The 17,337-nt window shown below is 68.2% G+C and carries 18 protein-coding genes; 8 read left to right on the forward strand and 10 right to left on the reverse strand.

Features of this window, described 5'->3' with window-relative positions:
• Window positions 1-28: 28 nt before the first annotated feature.
• Window positions 29-1,117, reverse strand: coding sequence for a 3-phosphoserine/phosphohydroxythreonine transaminase (gene serC, locus LXT21_RS01240; protein ID WP_254036248.1), 1,089 nt, complete (start codon window positions 1,115-1,117; stop codon window positions 29-31).
• 171 nt (window positions 1,118-1,288) lie between these two features.
• Here serC and LXT21_RS01245 point away from each other — a divergent pair, with 171 nt between their 5' ends.
• Genes LXT21_RS01245 through LXT21_RS01260 form a run of 4 tightly spaced genes read left to right on the forward strand, consistent with a single transcriptional unit; the run spans window position 1,289 to window position 5,440 of the window.
• Window positions 1,289-1,864, forward strand: a complete 576-nt coding sequence (locus tag LXT21_RS01245; RefSeq protein ID WP_254036249.1) for an RNA polymerase sigma factor — start codon at window positions 1,289-1,291, stop codon at window positions 1,862-1,864.
• A 6-nt stretch (window positions 1,865-1,870) separates the two neighbouring features.
• Window positions 1,871-2,686, forward strand: a complete 816-nt coding sequence (locus tag LXT21_RS01250; RefSeq protein WP_254036250.1) for a hypothetical protein — start codon at window positions 1,871-1,873, stop codon at window positions 2,684-2,686.
• A gap of 10 nt (window positions 2,687-2,696) precedes the next feature.
• Window positions 2,697-4,343, forward strand: coding sequence for a caspase family protein (locus LXT21_RS01255; protein ID WP_254036251.1), 1,647 nt, complete (start codon window positions 2,697-2,699; stop codon window positions 4,341-4,343).
• Window positions 4,343-5,440 carry a carboxypeptidase regulatory-like domain-containing protein gene (locus LXT21_RS01260; protein ID WP_254036252.1) on the forward strand — a complete coding sequence of 366 codons (1,098 nt, stop codon included), beginning with the start codon at window positions 4,343-4,345 and terminating at the stop codon, window positions 5,438-5,440. The genes LXT21_RS01255 and LXT21_RS01260 overlap by 1 nt, the downstream gene beginning before the upstream one ends.
• 15 nt (window positions 5,441-5,455) lie before the next feature.
• Here the strand turns inward: LXT21_RS01260 and LXT21_RS01265 are convergent, their stop codons facing one another.
• From LXT21_RS01265 to LXT21_RS01280, 4 genes are all read right to left on the reverse strand, one after another.
• Window positions 5,456-6,181: an HvfC/BufC N-terminal domain-containing protein gene (locus LXT21_RS01265; protein WP_254036253.1), complete on the reverse strand. Its 726-nt coding sequence runs from the start codon at window positions 6,179-6,181 to the stop codon at window positions 5,456-5,458.
• Window positions 6,178-7,026, reverse strand: coding sequence for an MNIO family bufferin maturase (gene bufB / locus LXT21_RS01270; protein ID WP_407666960.1), 849 nt, complete (start codon window positions 7,024-7,026; stop codon window positions 6,178-6,180). The genes LXT21_RS01265 and bufB overlap by 4 nt, the downstream gene beginning before the upstream one ends.
• Before the next feature lie 92 nt (window positions 7,027-7,118).
• Complete coding sequence (locus LXT21_RS01275; RefSeq protein WP_254036255.1) at window positions 7,119-7,385, reverse strand: hypothetical protein; 267 nt, start codon at window positions 7,383-7,385, stop codon at window positions 7,119-7,121.
• Between the two features lie 107 nt (window positions 7,386-7,492).
• Complete coding sequence (locus tag LXT21_RS01280; RefSeq protein WP_254036911.1) at window positions 7,493-8,953, reverse strand: M61 metallopeptidase family protein; 1,461 nt, start codon at window positions 8,951-8,953, stop codon at window positions 7,493-7,495.
• Between the two features lie 74 nt (window positions 8,954-9,027).
• Between LXT21_RS01280 and LXT21_RS01285 the strand changes: the two genes are divergently transcribed.
• The 3 genes from LXT21_RS01285 to LXT21_RS01295 all read left to right on the forward strand — a co-directional run bounded on the left by LXT21_RS01285 (window position 9,028) and on the right by LXT21_RS01295 (window position 12,215).
• Window positions 9,028-10,317, forward strand: coding sequence for a hypothetical protein (locus tag LXT21_RS01285; RefSeq protein ID WP_254036256.1), 1,290 nt, complete (start codon window positions 9,028-9,030; stop codon window positions 10,315-10,317).
• Window positions 10,318-10,476: 159 nt separating this feature from the next.
• A complete protein-coding gene (locus LXT21_RS01290; RefSeq protein WP_407666961.1) occupies window positions 10,477-11,295 on the forward strand; it encodes a hypothetical protein in 819 nt (272 codons plus the stop codon).
• Window positions 11,292-12,215 (forward strand): type VI immunity family protein, encoded by a 924-nt coding sequence (locus LXT21_RS01295; RefSeq protein ID WP_323393921.1) that lies wholly within the window; start codon window positions 11,292-11,294, stop codon window positions 12,213-12,215. Before LXT21_RS01290 ends, LXT21_RS01295 begins: the two co-directional genes overlap by 4 nt.
• Before the next feature lie 43 nt (window positions 12,216-12,258).
• Here the strand turns inward: LXT21_RS01295 and LXT21_RS01300 are convergent, their stop codons facing one another.
• The 5 genes from LXT21_RS01300 to LXT21_RS01320 form a co-directional block, all read right to left on the reverse strand.
• Window positions 12,259-12,681, reverse strand: a complete 423-nt coding sequence (locus LXT21_RS01300) for a DUF1036 domain-containing protein (RefSeq protein WP_254036259.1) — start codon at window positions 12,679-12,681, stop codon at window positions 12,259-12,261.
• Between the two features lie 274 nt (window positions 12,682-12,955).
• Window positions 12,956-13,813 carry a hypothetical protein gene (locus LXT21_RS01305; RefSeq protein WP_254036260.1) on the reverse strand — a complete coding sequence of 286 codons (858 nt, stop codon included), beginning with the start codon at window positions 13,811-13,813 and terminating at the stop codon, window positions 12,956-12,958.
• Window positions 13,814-14,007: 194 nt separating this feature from the next.
• Window positions 14,008-14,160, reverse strand: coding sequence for a hypothetical protein (locus LXT21_RS01310; protein WP_254036261.1), 153 nt, complete (start codon window positions 14,158-14,160; stop codon window positions 14,008-14,010).
• A 268-nt stretch (window positions 14,161-14,428) separates the two neighbouring features.
• Window positions 14,429-15,037 carry a TetR/AcrR family transcriptional regulator gene (locus LXT21_RS01315; protein ID WP_254036262.1) on the reverse strand — a complete coding sequence of 203 codons (609 nt, stop codon included), beginning with the start codon at window positions 15,035-15,037 and terminating at the stop codon, window positions 14,429-14,431.
• 7 nt (window positions 15,038-15,044) lie between these two features.
• Entirely contained in the window at window positions 15,045-15,569 is a 525-nt protein-coding gene (locus LXT21_RS01320) for a PaaI family thioesterase (protein WP_046715025.1), read from the reverse strand.
• 192 nt (window positions 15,570-15,761) lie between these two features.
• Between LXT21_RS01320 and fabF the strand changes: the two genes are divergently transcribed.
• Window positions 15,762-17,006, forward strand: coding sequence for a beta-ketoacyl-ACP synthase II (gene fabF / locus LXT21_RS01325; protein ID WP_254036263.1), 1,245 nt, complete (start codon window positions 15,762-15,764; stop codon window positions 17,004-17,006).
• Window positions 17,007-17,337: the final 331 nt, after the last annotated feature.

Below are 17,337 nucleotides of genomic sequence, written 5' to 3' on the forward strand. Positions count from 1 at the left end.
TGGGTTGTTTCACGTGCTCCGACGCACACTAGCCACGCGTCTTCACGAAATGCTCCATGAAGGTGACGAGGGTGCGCACATTCTCCACAGTCACCGCGTTGTACGTGGAAACCCGGATTCCTCCCGCCGTCCTGTGGCCCTTGAGCCCCACCATTCCTTGCCGCTTCGCGTCAGCGACGAAGGCCGCGTCGAGCTCTGGCGTGGGCAGGTGGAACACGACGTTCATCACTGAACGCGACGCGCGCTCCACGGGGGCCCGGTAGAAGCCCGCGTGCGTGTCCAGCGCGCCGTAGAGCAGGTCCGCCTTCTGGCGGTTCCACGCCTCCAGCTGGCCCAGCCCGCCCACGTCCTTCATCCACGCGAGCACGTTGCGCACCAGGTAGATGGCCAGCGTGGGGGGCGTGTTGTAGAGCGAGTTGTTCTCCGCGTGGACGGCGTACCGGAAGATCTTCGGGATGTCCTTGCGGCCCTTGGCGATGAAGTCCTTGGCCGCCACCACCAGCGTGACCCCCGACGGTCCCAGGTTCTTCTGCGCGCCCGCGTAGACGAGCCCGAAGCGCGACAGGTCCATCTTCTTCCACAGGAAGTCGGAGCTCATGTCCGCCACCAGCGGCACCTGCCCCGTCTCGGGCACCGTGTGCCACTGCGTGCCGTAGATGGTGTTGTTGGTGGTGACGTGGACGTACGCGGCCTTCGCGTCGAGCGACAGCTCGTCCTGGCGCGGCACGCGGGTGTAGTGCTTGTCGGGCTGCGCCGTCGTCGCGGCGACGCGGGGCGTGCCGTAGTACTTCGCCTCGTCGAGCGCCTTCTCGCTCCACACGCCCGTCATGAGGTAGTCCGCGCTCGCGCCGGGGGTGAGGAAGTTCATCGGCACCTGGGCGAACTGCTGCGACGCGCCGCCGGTGAGGAAGAGGACCTGGTGCGAGGACGGCAGGCCCGTCAGCTCCGTCAAGAGGGCGATGGCCTCGTCGTGGACGGCCTCGTACTCCTTGCCCCGGTGGCTGTGCTCCATGACGGACATGCCGGAGCCCTGGAAGTCGAGCAGCTCGTCCCGGGCGCGCTCCAGGGCGGGAAGGGGCAGGCCGGCGGGACCGGGGTTGAAGTTGATGACGCGCATGGCGGGCAGGGCTCCTCTTCGAAATGAAACGGCGGGCCCCATTCTTCCTCCCGACGCCCCCCCGGGAGCCAGTAGGAAGCGGCCCGCCCTCGTCCGCCTCCCCCAGGAGCGGCCACCAGGGCCTGGAAATGCAGCGTGGCCGCCGGGCCGTCCCGGGGGTCTGGAGGTCAGGTGGGTTCCACGGAGGGACTGGCGGAGTGGGTACGGCGCGCGGCGAGTGGGGAGACCTCCGCCTTCAGTGAACTGTATCGGCGCACCCGCCCCCTCGTGGCGAGGTTGGTGACGGGGTTCGCCCCGCTGGACTCGGACGAGGTGGACGACGTCATCCAGGAGTCCTTCGTCCGGGCGTTCCGGGCGCTGCCCCGGCTGAAGGAGCCGGGGGCCTTCGAGGCGTGGCTGTTGTCCATCGCTCGCAACCGGGCGCGCACCCGGCTGGAGCGCAAGGCCCACCTGAGGAGGCTGGAGGACGACATCGCAGACCCGGAGCCGGAGGCGGTGCCGCCCATGCCGGAGTCCCTCCAGCTCGAGCGCGACATCGAGGTGGTCCGTCAGCTCATCGCCGAGCTGCCCGAGGGCGAGGAGAAGCGGACAGTGCACCTTTTCTATATCGAAGGGGAGCTGTCCGCGCGTGAGATTGCGGAGCAGCTGGGCGTGGGCAAAAGCGCCGTGACGATGAGACTCGAGCGCTTCCGGGGCCGTATCAAGAGAGAGTTGCTGCGGCGAGTGCTCGCCGGTCGGTGGGAGTGAGAGGTCATGAGACACCTGGATGACGAGGCGCTCGGCGCCCTTGCCCGTCGTGAGCCGGACGCGGTGACGTACTTCCGCGAGCACCTGGCCACCGCGTGTGAGGCGTGTGAGGGCTACCTCGCCACCCACTCCGGCCCCGACCTGCTGGACGGACGGGTGGACGCGGCGCTGCTGGCCCTCTCGCCCCCGCGCCCCGAGGCGCCGCTGGACGAGGTGGGCCTGGCGCGGGTGAAGAAGCAGCTCCGCGCACCGCCCCGGTGGGACGCGCGGCGCTGGGGCGTGGTGGCGGGCGCGGTGGCCGCGGCGCTCGTCGCGGTGGTGGTGGTGCCCCGGGTGCGGCAGTCGGGCTCGGGGGTAGAGGTGGGGACGGACTCCCTGGCGCCCGGCGTGAAGGGCCAGGTGGGGAGGATTGCCCTGGAGCTGGCGGTGGTGGCGCGCGGCGCGGACGGGAGCCTGCGCCGCCTGGACCCGGACACGCAGGTCCCCCCGGGCGACGTGCTGCTCTTGCGCTACCACGCGACGGAGGCCGGCACGGGGCTGCTCTTCCAGCAGCGGGCCGAGCAGGAGCCGGAGCTCCTGGGCACCTTCGTGCTGGAGGCGGGGACCCATGACCTGCGTGGCCCACAGGGGCTGTCCGGGGTCAGCCTGGAGGGCGAGTCGGGGCCGTTGACGCTGTGGTTGGCCGCCACGCCCTCCGGCCTGGAGCCCTCGCCCGACGAGGTGAAGCGGGTCCTGGTGGGCGGAGGTGAGCGATGGGAACACGGCACGCTCGCCGTGACCCGGTTCGACGTGCGCGTGGGAAGCGGCGAGAATCCGCGCTGACCGAGTGATTGTGAGGCCCCTCCTCTTCATCCTGCTGGCGGCGCTGACCGCGTGCGCGACGCCTTCGTCCCTGGGGACGGAGAAGGGCGGGCTCGTGCCGCTGCGGCTCGACGAGGAGGCGCTCTCCAGCGCCTACACGCCCCGGCGGATGGCGCTGCTGGTGGGCATCTCCGAGTTCGATGATCCCCATTGGCGGGGGCTGCGCTACCCGTCCAAGGACGCCAAGGACCTGGCCGCGGCGATGCTGGACCCGACGAAGGGCCGCTTCGACCAGGTGCGCGTGCTCACGCGTCCGGAGGAGACGACGCGCTCGGCCATCCTCGCCGCGCTCAGGCAACTGCGGCAGGAGGCGCACCGTCCGGATGACGTGGTGGTGGTCTACTTCTCCGCGCACGGCACCCTGGCGCGCGACGCCACCGGGGAGCTGCGCCGCTTCCTGGTGACGCGGGATGCGTCCTATCGCGCCATCGCGCAGACGGCGCTGTCCATGGACGCGCTGAAGGCGGAGTTCGACGCGCTCTCCAGCCGGCGGCGCCTGCTGGTGCTGGCCTCGTGTCACAGCGGCAACGGCAAGTCGCTGTTGCCCAAGGAGCTGGAGAAGGAGCTGTCGGGCATCAAGTCCGGCTTCTACGCACGGCCGCTGGAGGAGTCCTCGCGAGCGTCCATGGTGTTCGCCGCCTGCGACTGGGGCGAGACGGCGCGCGAGGACGAGGGCCTGCAGAACGACATCTACACGCACTTCCTCGTCGAGGGGTTGGGCGGCGGCGCGGACCGCAACGCGGACGGGGCCGTCACGGCGACGGAGGCGCACGACTACGCGCGCCGACGCACGTTCGCCTTCACGGAAGGACGGCAGCGGCCGTCGGCGGAAATCCTGGAGGTGGGCGCGGACCCCGTGGTGCTGTCGGGCAGCATCGCCCGCACGGGCCGGCCGGAGCTGTTCTCGTACAACCCCCGGCTGGATGGCTTCACGCTCAAGGTGGACGGAGAGCCGCGCACGGAGCTGCCGGGTGGCGCGGCGGTGGTGCCGGGCAAGCGCACGGTGGAGCTGACCAAGGGTGACGCGGTGCTGGTGCGCCGCGAGGTGGACGTGGCGGACGGGGAGCGGCTGCCCTTGGAGCAGCTGTTGTCGGAGGCCTTCCCCCGGCGGGCGCTGTCGCTCCTGGGTGGCATGTTCACCTTCGCGGACGCGCGGAGCCGCGAGGAGCTGTTGCCCATGGCGCCAGAGGTGGCGGTGTCGCTGCGGCTGGAGGACCGTCCACTGCGCGACTTCGGGCTGTTGTTCGATGTCAGCTTCAGCACGGGACGGCGCACGTTGCAGCTGCTCCCGGAGGACGCGGTCCCCTTCCGCTACACGACGTTCTCCGCGGGGGTGGCGCTGCCCTACCTGTGGCGCTGGGAGCGGCTGACGCTCTTCGCCGGCCCGCGTGTGGCCACCTTGTACCTGGGGCGGTCTTTCGATGTGGAGACGTACGCCGGCGGGCAGAGCTACTTCACGGTCAGCCCCGGCGTGGTGGGAGGCGTGGTGCTGAGGGTGGGAGAACGCCTGGAGTTGGTGAGCCAGGCGCAACTCATGCTGACGTACGTGGTGTTGGACGGGAAGGGACAGGCCGTGGGCTTCACCGGCGGCTGGGCCGGTGTGGGGTACCGCTTTTGATGCGCTCGAAACTGCACATCGCGTTGGGAGTCCTCCTGGCCCTGGGCGCGGGAGCGTGCGGCAACCTGGAGAACGCGCCCCTGCGGCTGGGCACCATCGAAGGGGAGCTGTCGGAGTTCGACCCGGCGCACGCCCTGGTGTCGGTGGTGGGCGCGCCGGAGCTGCGCTCGGCGGTGGATGACCAGGGGCGCTTCAAGCTGGAGCGCGTCCCTTCCGGAGACGTGGAGCTGTTCATCGTCGCCACGCAGGAGAAGGCGACGCGGGTGAAGGTGAAGGTCTCCGGTGGCAAGGCGCTCGACGTCGAGCGCGTCGAGCCGAAGGCCGCGAGCTTCCTGGAGATGCGCGCCAAGTCCACCCACGGCGAGCGGGTGGCGGGCGTGGAGGTGACGGTGCTGGGCACGCACCTGGACCAGCTGCCACTGGATGGCAAGGGGCGCCTGAGGGTGGGTCCCCTGCCGGATGGGTGCTACGAGCTGTCCATCGTCGGCATGGGCTTCCCGGAGGTGCGCTCCTCGGCGTGTGTCGGCGCGGCGGAGAAGAAGGAGCTGCGCATCCAGCTGCAGCCCCGGGCGGACCTGGTGAACCGGTGCGCCGCGACGGGCTGCGAGGACGGCCTGGTGTGCGGCCCGGGTGGCCGGTGCGTGGAGTGCGTGGCGGATGAGCAGTGCGGCGCGGACATGATGTGCAAGGGCTTCCGCTGCAACGCGAATGGCCCCCAGTGCGGCGCGTGCGTGAATGGCCGGAGCTGTGGAGACGGCTCCGCGTGCATGCTGCTCATCGGCGGCGGACCGACGTGCGTGAAGTCGTGCTCGGAGGCGGTGGATGAGGACGACCTCGCCGCGAGCCGCTGCGAGGCGGGCTTCACCTGCCAGGCGGGGAACTGCCGGCCGGACTCGCAGCGCTTCCTGAGCTGCAGCGCGCTGCTGCAGTTTGGCGCCGAGTGCGCGGACGACGAGCGCTGCCAGGGGCTGGGCATGGCGACGGGCCTGTGCGTGGAGCGCCAGTGCACCGTGTCGTGCGTCGAGGACCTGGACTGCCCGGGGGCCTCGCGCTGCGAGGACTCCATCGCCGGGCGCGTGTGCTCGGTCCGCGACTGAGCGCGGGCGCCCGCGTCACCCGCCCGGCGTGAGCACGAGCCCGTCGCGCGCGAGCCGAGACACCGCGGCGAGGACGTCGGCCTCGGGCATCCCGGTGGCCGCCGTCACGGCGGACGCGGACAGGCCCTCCACCGCCATCTTCAGCACGAGCAGCGTGGGCGGCGTGGCCTCCTGGTAGTACGTCACCAGGTCCACCGGGTGGCGCCACAGGAGCGCCAGCTCCTCGCCCGTCTCGGGCGCCCCACCCTCGCCCCGACTCCGCACGTGCGCGCAGAGGCGGAAGCGGTGCTCCAGCACGGCCAGCGTGGGGTTCGGCGTCAGCGTCTCCACGCGTGCCGGTGACGGCGCCTGGGACGAGAACACCGCGAAGTCCGTCCACTCGAAGCGCGCGAGCTCGGCCGCGTGGGGCGGCAGGCCGTGGGACACGAGCGAGTCCGCGATGAACGCGGGGAAGCCTTCGCCCAGGCGGTTCACCTCGTGGTGCCGCGCGGGACGCGTCAGCGTGTAGCCCTCCACCAGCGAGGCCCACGCGTCCGGCCCCACCGCGCGGCGCAGGAGGGGATAGAGCTTCTCCACCGCGCCTCGCACGTGGCCTCGCACGAAGTCGCCATAGAGGGACACCCGCCGCGCGGGCGCATCCCAGCCCGGGTTGCTCGCGTAGAGCTGCTCCAGCGACTCCGCGCCCGGCTTCGCGAGGTACGCGCCCATGCCGTCGAAGAAGTGCTTCAGCGCGGGCTTCATCGTCGCTCCGTGTTGCCGCCGAGCACGGCGCGCGCCTGGTCCGCCTCGTCCAGCACGGCCGTCATCGACGGGATGTCCTGGTCCCACTCGATGAGTGTCGACACGGGGCCGGTGCGCTCGAGCACGTAGCGGTACAGCAACCACACGTCGTCGCAGACGCGGTCTCCGTGCGTGTCGATGATGACGTCGGGGTAGCGCGTGTGGCCGGCGAGGTGCACCTGCACCACGCGCTCGAGCGGCAGCGCGTCCACGAAGGCGCGCGCGTCGTAGCCGTGATTGAGCGCGTTGACGTAGACGTTGTTCACGTCCAACAGGAGGCCACAGTCCGCCTCCTCCACCACGTGCCGCAGGAAGTCCGCTTCGCTCAGCGTGCCCCCGGGCATGTTCGCGTAGTAGCTCGGGTTCTCCAGCAGGAAGGGGCGGCCCACGCGGGCCATCACCTCGCGCACGCGCGGCACGACGTGCTCCACCACGGCCTCACTGAAGGGCAGTGGCAGGAGGTCATGCAGGTACACGCCGCCCAGCCGCGAGTAGCACAGGTGGTCGGAGAAGAACGGCGCGTCCACGCGCTTCACCAACTCGGCGAGGGCCGTGACGTAGTCCACGTCCAGCGCGTCCGGTCCGCCGATGTCCAGGCCCACGCCATGCGGCAACACGGGCCAGCGCTCCACGCACGCATCCAGCGCGCGCTGGGGACGACCGCCGAGCGACAGGAAGTTCTCCGGGATGATCTCCACCCAGTCGAGCGTGCGCTCCGTGCGCGGCAGCTCCTCGTAGAAGCTCCTGCGAAGGCCGATGCCCGCGCCCAGGGGCTTCAGTCCGTGTCTTCGCGCATACGTCGCCACCACGGCGGGATACCTCCGGAGTCGATGCGAAACCGGGCGGTGGGAGCTGTTGTTCCCACCGCCCGGAGGGGCCTGGATGCGGCCCGTGACGACTACTTCTTGCCGCAGCCGCCCGCGCCGCAGGCGTGCTCGGTGCCCTTCTCCGGCGTCGCGGCGGGGGTGGCGCCGTCGGTCTTCTGCGCGCCGCAGCCCGCCTCGGCGCCCTTGTCGCCCTCGGCCTTCTGCGCGCCGCAGCTGCCCTCGGCGCCCTTCTCCGCGGCGGCCGGCTGGGCCTCGGCGGACTTGGTGGAGGCACAGCCGGTGGCGAGGGAGGCCAGGGACAGGGTGCCGACAATCGCCGCAAGAGCCTTCGCGTTCATGGGGGTTCTTTCCTTTCGGTACTGCGTTGAGGGGATGACTGCTCGCGCGCGCGAGCCATCTGGAGCGCGAGGAGCGCCAGCGTCGTTCTGGACATGGCGGACCTCATCTACGGATGCCGCTGAATCGCGGATGCATCCGATACGCAATTCCCTGCGGGTGGGTTACACCCTGGATTTTCCAGCGCCTCGCGCAACGCGCTGTCACGGGCCGGCACCAGGTGGATGCCGTCAGCGCCCGTCGTCACGCCCAGCGTTTGTAGCAAACCTTCCTGCTCCACAAAAGCTGGCCGCTCGAGGTGGCGGGCGAGCAACGCATCGAACAGCGGCCGCCCCGCGACCTCGTCCACCGCCACGCCAAAAGCACCGAAGGTGGACGTGCTCCCCCGCGCCGCCAGCAACTCCAACACATCCTCCAGGTGACGGCGGTTTCCAGTGACACGGCGGATTTCCACATCGAGGTGCAGTGCGAAGAGCGCGCCCGTCCAATAGGTGCCTGGGGAGAAGTCGCTGTCGGCGACGACCTCCTTCATGGTGCGGGCTTTGGCCACGTCGCGACCGCGCGCGAAGCCGTCCACCAGTTCGCCCCAGGCGCGCTGGGCGCTCTGCCTTCCCGAGCGGACCTGCGCCATCTCCGTGAGGTAGGTGGCGAGCCCCTCCGACAACCACGGCACGCGCGGGAGAATCGCCGGGTGCGCGAGGTGGAGCATCTCGTGGAGGGCCACCCAGTCCCGCTCGAACGACGACTCGGTCGCGTCCTGCCCCACGAGCAGCGAGATGCTGGGAGGCGAGCTCCACAGCACCATGCCGAAGAGCCCGGGGCCCTTTCTCCCGGGGACGGGGATGACGCGCACGGTGACTCGGGGATACGGGAAGGCGCGGCGCACGGTGAGCACCTCCTCCGCCGTCCGCCTCAGCCAGAGACACACCCGCGCATCGTCGAGGTGGGTGAAGCGGCCGAGCACCGCCACGTCCAGCACCGCGCCCTGGAGGCCCACCTGACAACGCCGTCCGCCGAAGGCGTGGAACCCCGAGTCGACGAGGTCCTCTGCGCGCAGGTGGTACAGGCCGGTGTCATCCGGTTGCCAGGGCAACAGGGCGTCGATGCCCTCGACGACGAGCTCCACGCGGAGGTCTGGAGGCGCCAGGTTGGGGCGGATGAGGTACGTGCGTCCGGTGAGATGCCACGCGTCGTCCTCGGCGCTCCCCGCGAAGAGGTCCGCGCCGTGTCCGCGACGACGGGGTTCGAGCGCGTACCGGTAGCGCAGGAAGCGGATGTCGCGCGGCAGTTGCACCAGGCCTTCGCGGACCGGGAGGTCGAGACGCTCGCCGTCCTCGCGGTAGGCGCTGATGGAGTCCACGCCGCCGGGGCGGGTGAAGCGGAAGGTGCGCGGCGTGCCTCGGACGAGGACGACCTCCACATCGAGCGCGGGCGTGGGTTCGCGGACGTAGGTGATGTTGTAGCGCAGCGAGGCCGGGTCGTTCGCCGGACGAGGGCGGCCACCGCCGAGGCAGGACAACGCCACGAGGCAGAGCAGCGGGAGCATCGAACGGATGCGCGCGTGGGACATCACGGGCGCAACCCTAGCCTGGAGCGCAGCGTGCGCGGGAGCGGCCACCGGCGCTTCCATGCGAGAGTGGGGGCATGACCCTCCGCGGCATCTCTCCCGCCCCGGTCTCCGCCGGTGACTGGAGTGAGCTGGACCACTCGCTCGTGACGGCCTGGAGTCTGGAGACGCTCGCGGTTCAAGCGGACCTCCTCCAGCAACGCGGAGATCCCCGCGGCGAATTGATGGCGCTGGATTTGAACCCGAAGCCCGAGGACCGTGGCTGGCGGCATCGGCGACAGGAGGTGCTCACCACGTGGCTGGGCGCGCCGCTCGCGGCCCGCGCGGGTCACCTGGTCCAACATGGCTTCATCCACGCGCTCCGCGAGGACCGCTTCCATCCTCCGGGCCTGCTCGACGGCCCGCTGGGCACCTTCGTCAGGCAATACACGGTGCGCGGCGATGAACAAGCATGGGTACGACTCGCGAGCCGTCCACGGCCCTGGCTGGTTCAGCTCACCTTCATTCCCAGCGGTCCCGGAGTGCGCGTCTGCGACGCGGTGCGAGACGCGCTCATCGCAGCGACGCCTCATCTCCAGGAGCTGCACCTTCTGGGGTCACGCCCTTCGTTCGACACCTTCCTCCATCCCACCGTGCGCCGCGTGTACGTGGGCCAGGGACCGCTCACGGTTCCAGCCGGAGTCGAGGTGCTCGGCACGACTGACGCGGAAGGTCGTCGCGGTCCCTGGGTGGAGGACGCGGAGTTGGAGTTCGCGCTCGAGGCGGTGCAGGAGCAGCCCGACTGTGGCCAGCTCGAGGCGTCGTATGGCGCGGACTTCGTCACGGTGGGCTCGCTGCCCGCGCTGCTCGCGCGACTGCGCTCCGCGGGGCTCGTCACGATGGACGGTCCGTGCGTCCGGCTGACGACCGCGGGGCGCGTGCTGCGAAACCTGGAGCCCCTCCGCGCGCCGAGGATGCCATCGGTGCCGAGTGACCTCGGCCGTTGGGTTCTCTGGGCGGAGGCGCGCCCGTCCGTGGGAGAAGCGCACTCCGTGCCCATCAAGAGCTTGCGCGGCCACATCCAATGGCTCGATGCGTGTCTCGCGCACGCGCCCCTTCAGAAGGACATCCAGGACACGCTGGCGGGCTATCGCCGCTTCCTCGTCGACACGTTGGTCCCCGCGGGCGAGCACGAGGTCCTCGCGTTCGACTCACCCGCCGCGCTCGCGGAGGCCGTGGAGACGCTGTTGGATTTGGAGGACCTGGACCGGGAGTTCTTCCCCGAGGACAACCCCGTGGCACACGATGGGCTCGGAGCGTTGGCGTCCGCGCTCGGCTCTCCGCTGGACTCGAGCCCCGCCCTCTTTCATCTCGTGTGGGGCTCGTAGGCGGCAGCGCGGCTCCCCATGACTGCGCCATATCGGCCCCGTGGGGCTACGAGTAGATTCAGCGCCGTGCATTCCGACATCATGCGCCTGATGCCACATCTCCCCCTGTTCCGACGCCTCACACGAAGAAATCGGCCGGACGTTCAGGCATTTGCACCAATGTCTTTTCGTCAAGTGGCTCGGTGGAAGGCCACACCATGGTGGCTTTCCCTGGTCCTGCTGACTGCGTGCGCGAGCAGCCCGAGTCGACCCGGGCATGGAGACCTGCGTCTTGACACAGAAAGCGCAGCGAAGCTTCGCCATGCGGCGGCGGTGTCAAGGAGCGCGACTGGCTCTGCGTCGACCCAGGAAGTGGCCTCGCAGCTCATCAAGCTCACACCTGCAGTGCTCGTCATACTGAAGCATGACAATTCAGTGAATGAGCTTGAAGAGCGTCTCATGGATTGCGCCATACAGGCTGAGCGCCAGATCAATACTCGCTTCTTTGGCGGTCGCCCGCCAACGCGGAACGAATGCCTCGAAACAGTAGAGGTAGACGCCTGTGGAAAGTCCGTGACCCGTGCCATGCGCCTAGGGCAACAGAAGCATGCTCTTGCCCTCAAATGTGCTCGCGAGGTGCTCGACGCATTGTGGCCCGCCCCATTCAGCATCGAACAACGCTATCGCTACTATCCCCAAGCCCGGATTCTCGAAACCATCGGACCAGACGAGGAGGCACGCCTTCTTGGCCAGGGTTGCGGACATGAGCTCTGGCGCACCATCAAGCCGGATATCGTTCTGCACGGAAGCCACGACTTGCTGAAGTCCGCACTCACCTTGGACTTCAAATTCCCCTGCCCAAACACGAATCAGGCTCAATGGACTCGCTACGGCGCCTCCAGTGCTTATGCGGGAAAGGGGCAGGACGAGATCTATACAGCGGCCCTGGGAGGAAAAGCCGTCATCATCTCCCCGAGAGAGGGCGTGGTGCTTCGATGAGCGATAGAATTCCTGCCATCCGACTCCACACAAAGAGTGGGAGTCTCGCGGTCCGCGATGGGTTGGTCCTCTCCTTCTTCATCCACCGCAATCATGAAGACACAGCCCACGCGATATGGCGTGCCTTGCAAATCTACCTTCGAGCCATCCCTCCCCAGTCCCTGGGCTGGTATGCCTCTGACGAAGGAGACATGGTTCCACTGGACGATGCGGGATGGGAGCACAACCGCAAGCAAGTCCTTGAACGCTCGTGGGGTACGGCCTGGATTGTCGAGCTGTTCGAAAACGAGGGAGAGGCCGGGGGCTATCAATTCGAATATTATGGGAGACGCCTTGATGAGCCCTCCTGGCCGACTCCCCAGAATCCAGCCACGAGTGTGGCCCTTACCTTCCCCACCGAGTATCTCCTGACGCATGGTCCGGAGCATTTTCGCACCCTGGCCCTCGACATTGCTCGTGAGCTTCCCTTCAGCTTTGGTTACGCCAGCCCAGCGCTCCTCTCCCATCCAGGGGGCTGGTTCGCCGTCCGGAAGCAGGTCCAAGAGATGCTCCAACGCTACCTGGGACTGGACCTCCCACGGCTGGGAGAGACCAGTCGGAACATCGGAAGTCAGGCACGAGGCGCTTACTGGCTCACCTTCCTAGGACAGCCGCTGCTCAGTCAGCTTGGAGGACAAGAAACCGTGGAGCGCCAGCTCGAATTGCCGAGTGTGTCAGTCCAAGCCGTAGACGAGCAGCGGCTACTGGTCACGTTGGGAGAGTGGCCCGAGGCGCTCGATACCGAAAAGCAACCCATTCCACTCTCCTATTGGGAGATGACACGCGTCCTCAAACCCTTCCTGCATTATGAGGAAGAGGTCAACGGACTGCCGTGGGACCCTATCATTCTGCGTCTCCGGAGCCATCGACTCGGGCAATGAGGCAAGGCGCCGAATCCAGTGATGGCGCGTGGACTCGGCTCGCTCATCTCACGAGGTTGACTGTCAGATTCCCGGAACCAAAGGTCTTCGGCCGCATGACCAGTCTCCGGTCCCCGAACAGACAGTTCTCCGTGCAGTGATTGAAGCCAATCTGTGGCACGCACGCAGACAGACCGGATGATGCTGTCCAGATGCCCCCATCGTCGGCTTCGGCGTAGTAGTAGACCGTCGAGGCCTGCGTCCGGAGAACGAACACTTCCTGGTTCAGACCGATGCCCCACCAACCCCGTGCAATATGGCCCCCTGAAGCACCACCGCAGGCGACCGCATCGGGGAAGGCGATGAAGATCCAGATGGTCGAGCCGTAGCTGTTGCGGAAGCGCAGCTCCCGTTCCGTCGCCAGCAGTGCCCACTCCTGCAGAGGACGAGGCTCGCTCCGATGAATGAGCCCAGGAGAATCGTTCACGCTGTTGAACTCCGTGAGCTCCGTCAGCTGCTCCTCTCGAGCCGTGATTCCAGTCGGTGGTCGAGTGCCGAAGGCTCCGGTCGGAGCCATCCCGGGAACACCCCTCCACTGCGTCGCCCAGGCGTCGGGGGGCCGCGCGGAGAGGAGGCCACCGGCCCCCACTCCCAGCAGCGTGCCTGCACGAAGAAAACCTCGCCTGTTCATCGAAAGCTTGCCTGACTGACGCACGATATTCCTCCCGCGCAACGAGAAATGAAGACTGTCTTTTCGGACGTCAGGGGCTGCCGCACAAGCCGTAACTGCAATTCCACCGGAACGCGAGCGTGGCGTGATACCCGCCGCCCGCGTTGTTGAACGTGTCCCATCGATGATTGCGGATGTAGTACTCGAAGTTGCCACAGGCCACGAGCGGCGGACACGTCGCGTAGCTGCCGCTGTACGCGGAGAACGACCGCCAGTATCCCGGATTGATGCTCCACGAGCCCTTCACGGAAAGCTCGTATGAGAACCAGATCCCCGCGACCGTGCCCCAGGCCTCGACCTTGGCGAATGACGACTTCGAATTCGCGGTCGCCCATCCATTCCCGGCGACGTTCAGCCAGCACTGGACGAAGTCCCCACTCGGATAGCAGAAGCTATTGAGCAGGGCCCCATCCCCTGCGGAAGAACGAGGGTCCGGAGCCACCGCGGCCCACGCGGGAGCCCGCGTGTCACCGGAGCCTTCACGGATCCCCTCGGCCCTGAGCAAGGCCTCGGGCGGCACGGCACCTCCCGTCAGCCGGCGATAGAGGGCGGCGGAGGAATGGGCGGCGAGGGCGTCGTCCTCCAAGACACTCCCCTCCCCCAATCGCCCGCTCTCCGAGATGAGGATGCCGTCAGGCTTCAGTTCGTAGAAGTCGACGAAATGCTCGGGTGCCACCTCGACTCGGGCAATCAAATGATTGAGCGCATCCAGCCGCGGACCCAGTTTTCGCGCGGCGTCCACTGCGGCCACGGGGTCGTCCTCGTGGAGCTCGCGAATGCGCTGGATGGCCAGTCGAGCCTCTTCCTGCGACGAGGGATTCAGGTCCAGCGGCGCCTGTTCTTCCCCCAGAGCGCCGCTGCATCCCGCCGCGCAGAGAACAGCCGCCATCCACAAGACTTCCCTCCGAATCGGACATCCGAGCTTCATCGTGCACCTCCGACTCACATGGAATGTGCTCCCCCATCCGCACCGTCAGATAGCGCAACGATTCACAAACAAACATCCCTAGTTCTAGGGAGAGGCCGGGGCGAATCGGAGCGAGCAGGGCCTGGACAGCCGAGGCCCTGCCCCTCCCTCGGCCATCAGGGCCGCTGCTGCGCCAGCATCCAGGCGAAGACCTTCGGGTCCTTGTACACAGTGCCCCAGATGTAGTGATTACCGCTCTCGAAGAGCGTGAACAGCATCGGCCTCGTGGGCGGCTGTCCGTTCGCGTCGGTCGCGGTCTGTCCATCCACCCACTCCCACTTCCCGAGCGCGGGCCTGTCCCAGGTGTGTGAACCAGTTGCCCATCGCCATGTAACCGACCGCGGAGTCATCAATGGCATGCGACGCCCAGAGGTGGAGGTTTCCATCAACCATGGCCTGTGCCAGGGACGCGCTCGAACCCCATCCCCCCGTGCAGATGGGAATCGCGGCCGCGAGCTTCTGGGGGAGAAGTCAAACACAACATGAGCCAAGGTGGCCTACTTGATCACCCTGTTGCAGTCGCATCTCACCTTCGAATCAAGAATCGCCACCGGGCGTCTTCTCCTGAGGCGCCGCACCCGTGAGCAGGAAGGCGCGCGCGGCCTCCAGGATTTCATCCGAGAGCGGCATCGTCTTCGTCGCCCGCGCGAGCGTCATCGCCCCGAACAGGAGCGCCACCGTGGCCAGCGCTCGCTGCCGCCCGGTGACACCCTCCGACCCTGGGACTCGGCCCCCCAGCTCCGCCGCGAGCATCTCCACGCCCCGCCCCAACGCCTCCTGCGCCTCGGGCGTGCCCCGCGTCACGTCCGACAACACGGAGGGCAGGATGCAGCCCTCCTCCATGTCGTCACGGTTGTGGCGGTTCAGGTACCGCCGCACGAAGTGGCTCAAAAACTCCGCGCCACGCAGCTCCTCCAGTCCCCCCAACCAGCGCGAGTGCTGATGCTGGAAGAACGCCCGCACCGACTCCGCGAGCAGCGAGTCCTTCGAGGCGAAGTGTGCATAGAAGCCGCCCACCGTCAGCCCGGCCGCGCGCATGACGCGCTCCACGCTCGCGCCCGCGAACCCCTCCTTCCGGAAGAGCGACTCCGCCGCCGCGAGGATCCGCTCGCGCGTGGCCTGCTTGTGCTCGGGTGCGTAGCGCATCGCCGCCCTACTCCCGGCCACCCGGGCCCGCGGGCCTGAACACCATGCACGTCGTCGTGCCGTGCGCGTACAGCTTCCCGCTCGCGTCCGTCAGCTTCGCCTGCGCCGTCGCCACCCGCCCCCCCACGTGAATCACCTCGCCCGTGCACGTCAGCTTCCCCGTGTCCTGGGAGATGGCTCGCACCATGTTCACGTGCAGCTCCAACGTCGTGTACCCCGCCCCCACCGGCAACGTGCTGTGCACCGCGCACCCCAGCGCCGAGTCCAACAACGTCGCCGCCAGCCCCCCGTGCACCGTCCCAATCGGGTTGTAGTGGTACTCCCCGGGCTCCACCTCGAACACCGCCCGCCCCTCGGACACCTCCACGGGCGCGAAGCCCATCAGCGATGCAATCGGCGCCCCCGGCACCTCGCCCCGGACGATGGCGCGCAGGTACTCCAACCCCGACATCGTCTTCGCCGCCGTCACCCCCTCCCGGTAGTCCCGCCACGTCACCGTCCGGGTCCGCGCGTCGCTCTTCGCCTCGCTCATGGTTGCTCCCTCGATGGAATGATGACCGTCATCGTCCCAGAACCGGACATCCACTCGTTCCTCGACAATGAGGCTTGCACGATGAAATGATACCCATAATACAAAGGGACATCGAGCGCACGCCACGAAGAGGAGGGCCCACGGACGGCCGGACCGTGTGTTCTCCTGGCGTGCCATGCAAGGGAGCGGCGGATGCAGAAGCGGCGCGTGGTGGTGACGGGACTGGGGCTCATCAGCCCCTGTGGGACGGGCGTGGAGAAGAGCTGGGAGGCGCTGGTGCGCGGCCAGAGCGGCGTGGGCCCCATCACCCTCTTCGACGCGAGCGCGCTCGACTGCCGCATCGCCGGCGAGGTGAAGGACTTCAAGGTCGAGGACCACATCGAGCGGCGCGAGGCCCGACGCATGGACCGCTTCGCCCACTTCGCCGTCGTCGCCTCCGACATGGCCCTGGAGGACTCGGGCCTGCAAGTCACCCCCGAGAACGCCGAGCGCATCGCCACCATCATCGGCTCGGGCATCGGAGGCATCACCAGCCTGGAGGACACCTTCCGCCGCACGCTGGAGAAGGGGCCGGACCGCATCAGCCCCTTCTTCGTCCTGCAGATGATCATCAACATGGCCCCCGGCTACGTCAGCCTGCGCCATGGCCTCAAGGGCCCCTCCTGGGCGCCCAACTCCGCGTGCTCCACCAGCGCCCACGCCATCGGCGAGGCGATGCGCGGCATCCAGCGCGGGGACTTCGACGTGGCGGTGGCCGGAGGCGCGGAGGCGCCCATCTCACTGCTCGGCGTCGGAGGCTTCGCGGCCATGCAGGCCCTGTCCCTGCGCAACGACGCGCCCCACGCCGCCAGCCGCCCCTTCGACGCGGACCGCGATGGCTTCGTGCTCGCCGAGGGCTCCGGCATGCTCGTCCTCGAGGAGTTGGAGCACGCCCGCGCGCGCGGCGCCCGCATCCACGCGGAGCTCACCGGCTACGGCGCCAGCTCCGACGCGTACCACGTCACCGCGCCCGCCCCGGAGCACGAGGGCGCCCAGCGCAGCATGCGCTCGGCCCTCCATGACGCGGGCTTGCGCCCCACCGACATCGGCTACATCAACGCGCACGGCACCTCCACGGATGTGGGTGACCTCATGGAGACCCAGGGCATCCACCACGTCTTCGGTGACGCCGCGCGCTCCGTCGCCGTCTCCTCCACCAAGTCGATGACCGGCCACATGAACGGCGCGGCGGGCGCCGCGGAGGCCGTCATCAGCATCCTCGCCCTCACCCGGGGCGTGCTGCCGCCCACCATCAACCTGGAGCGGTTGGACCCGCGCATCAGCCTGGACTGCGTGCCCAACACCGCGAGGCCCGCTCACGTCGACGCCGTGATGAGCAACTCCTTCGGCTTCGGCGGCACCAACGTGTCGCTCATCTTCCGAAGGCTGATCGCCTGAGCCTTGTCCCGCATCATCCCTGTAAACCGCGAAAACTCGTTTACCAACGCACGCGAACGGCATGCCGCATCGCGGCGGTAAACACTTGACAAGGTGCGTCGACCAGCGCTCGAAACGCACACTGGAGCGAGAACAAAGCACAACGATTACATGTGGTTGCACAGGCTCGATGGCGGTCCGACAGATGGAGGACGGCTGTTCCGTCGCCGGCCGCACAGGGGAAGCGCGGTCGAAAAACGCTGATTGCAAATCGGTAAATCGATTTGCAAAGTGGTTGAAAGGGTCCGTGAGGCGCGAGGGCCAGGCGCGCCCTGCGGTGGACTCGACTCAG

The sequence above is a fragment of the Myxococcus guangdongensis genome (assembly GCF_024198255.1).
GTDB classification, from domain to species: domain Bacteria; phylum Myxococcota; class Myxococcia; order Myxococcales; family Myxococcaceae; genus Myxococcus; species Myxococcus guangdongensis.

Coding starts and splice junctions, on each gene's coding strand:
- LXT21_RS01295 (WP_323393921.1), top strand. CDS start 11,292: ATGAGCGATAGAATTCCTGCCATCCGACTCCACACAAAGAGTGGGAGT.
- LXT21_RS01250 (WP_254036250.1), top strand. CDS start 1,871: ATGAGACACCTGGATGACGAGGCGCTCGGCGCCCTTGCCCGTCGTGAG.
- LXT21_RS01320 (WP_046715025.1), bottom strand. CDS start 15,569: ATGAGCGAGGCGAAGAGCGACGCGCGGACCCGGACGGTGACGTGGCGG.
- fabF (WP_254036263.1), top strand. CDS start 15,762: ATGCAGAAGCGGCGCGTGGTGGTGACGGGACTGGGGCTCATCAGCCCC.
- LXT21_RS01260 (WP_254036252.1), top strand. CDS start 4,343: ATGCGCTCGAAACTGCACATCGCGTTGGGAGTCCTCCTGGCCCTGGGC.
- LXT21_RS01290 (WP_407666961.1), top strand. CDS start 10,477: ATGTCTTTTCGTCAAGTGGCTCGGTGGAAGGCCACACCATGGTGGCTT.
- LXT21_RS01315 (WP_254036262.1), bottom strand. CDS start 15,037: ATGCGCTACGCACCCGAGCACAAGCAGGCCACGCGCGAGCGGATCCTC.
- LXT21_RS01265 (WP_254036253.1), bottom strand. CDS start 6,181: ATGAAGCCCGCGCTGAAGCACTTCTTCGACGGCATGGGCGCGTACCTC.
- serC (WP_254036248.1), bottom strand. CDS start 1,117: ATGCGCGTCATCAACTTCAACCCCGGTCCCGCCGGCCTGCCCCTTCCC.
- LXT21_RS01275 (WP_254036255.1), bottom strand. CDS start 7,385: ATGAACGCGAAGGCTCTTGCGGCGATTGTCGGCACCCTGTCCCTGGCC.
- LXT21_RS01280 (WP_254036911.1), bottom strand. CDS start 8,953: ATGTCCCACGCGCGCATCCGTTCGATGCTCCCGCTGCTCTGCCTCGTG.
- LXT21_RS01285 (WP_254036256.1), top strand. CDS start 9,028: ATGACCCTCCGCGGCATCTCTCCCGCCCCGGTCTCCGCCGGTGACTGG.
- LXT21_RS01305 (WP_254036260.1), bottom strand. CDS start 13,813: ATGGCGGCTGTTCTCTGCGCGGCGGGATGCAGCGGCGCTCTGGGGGAA.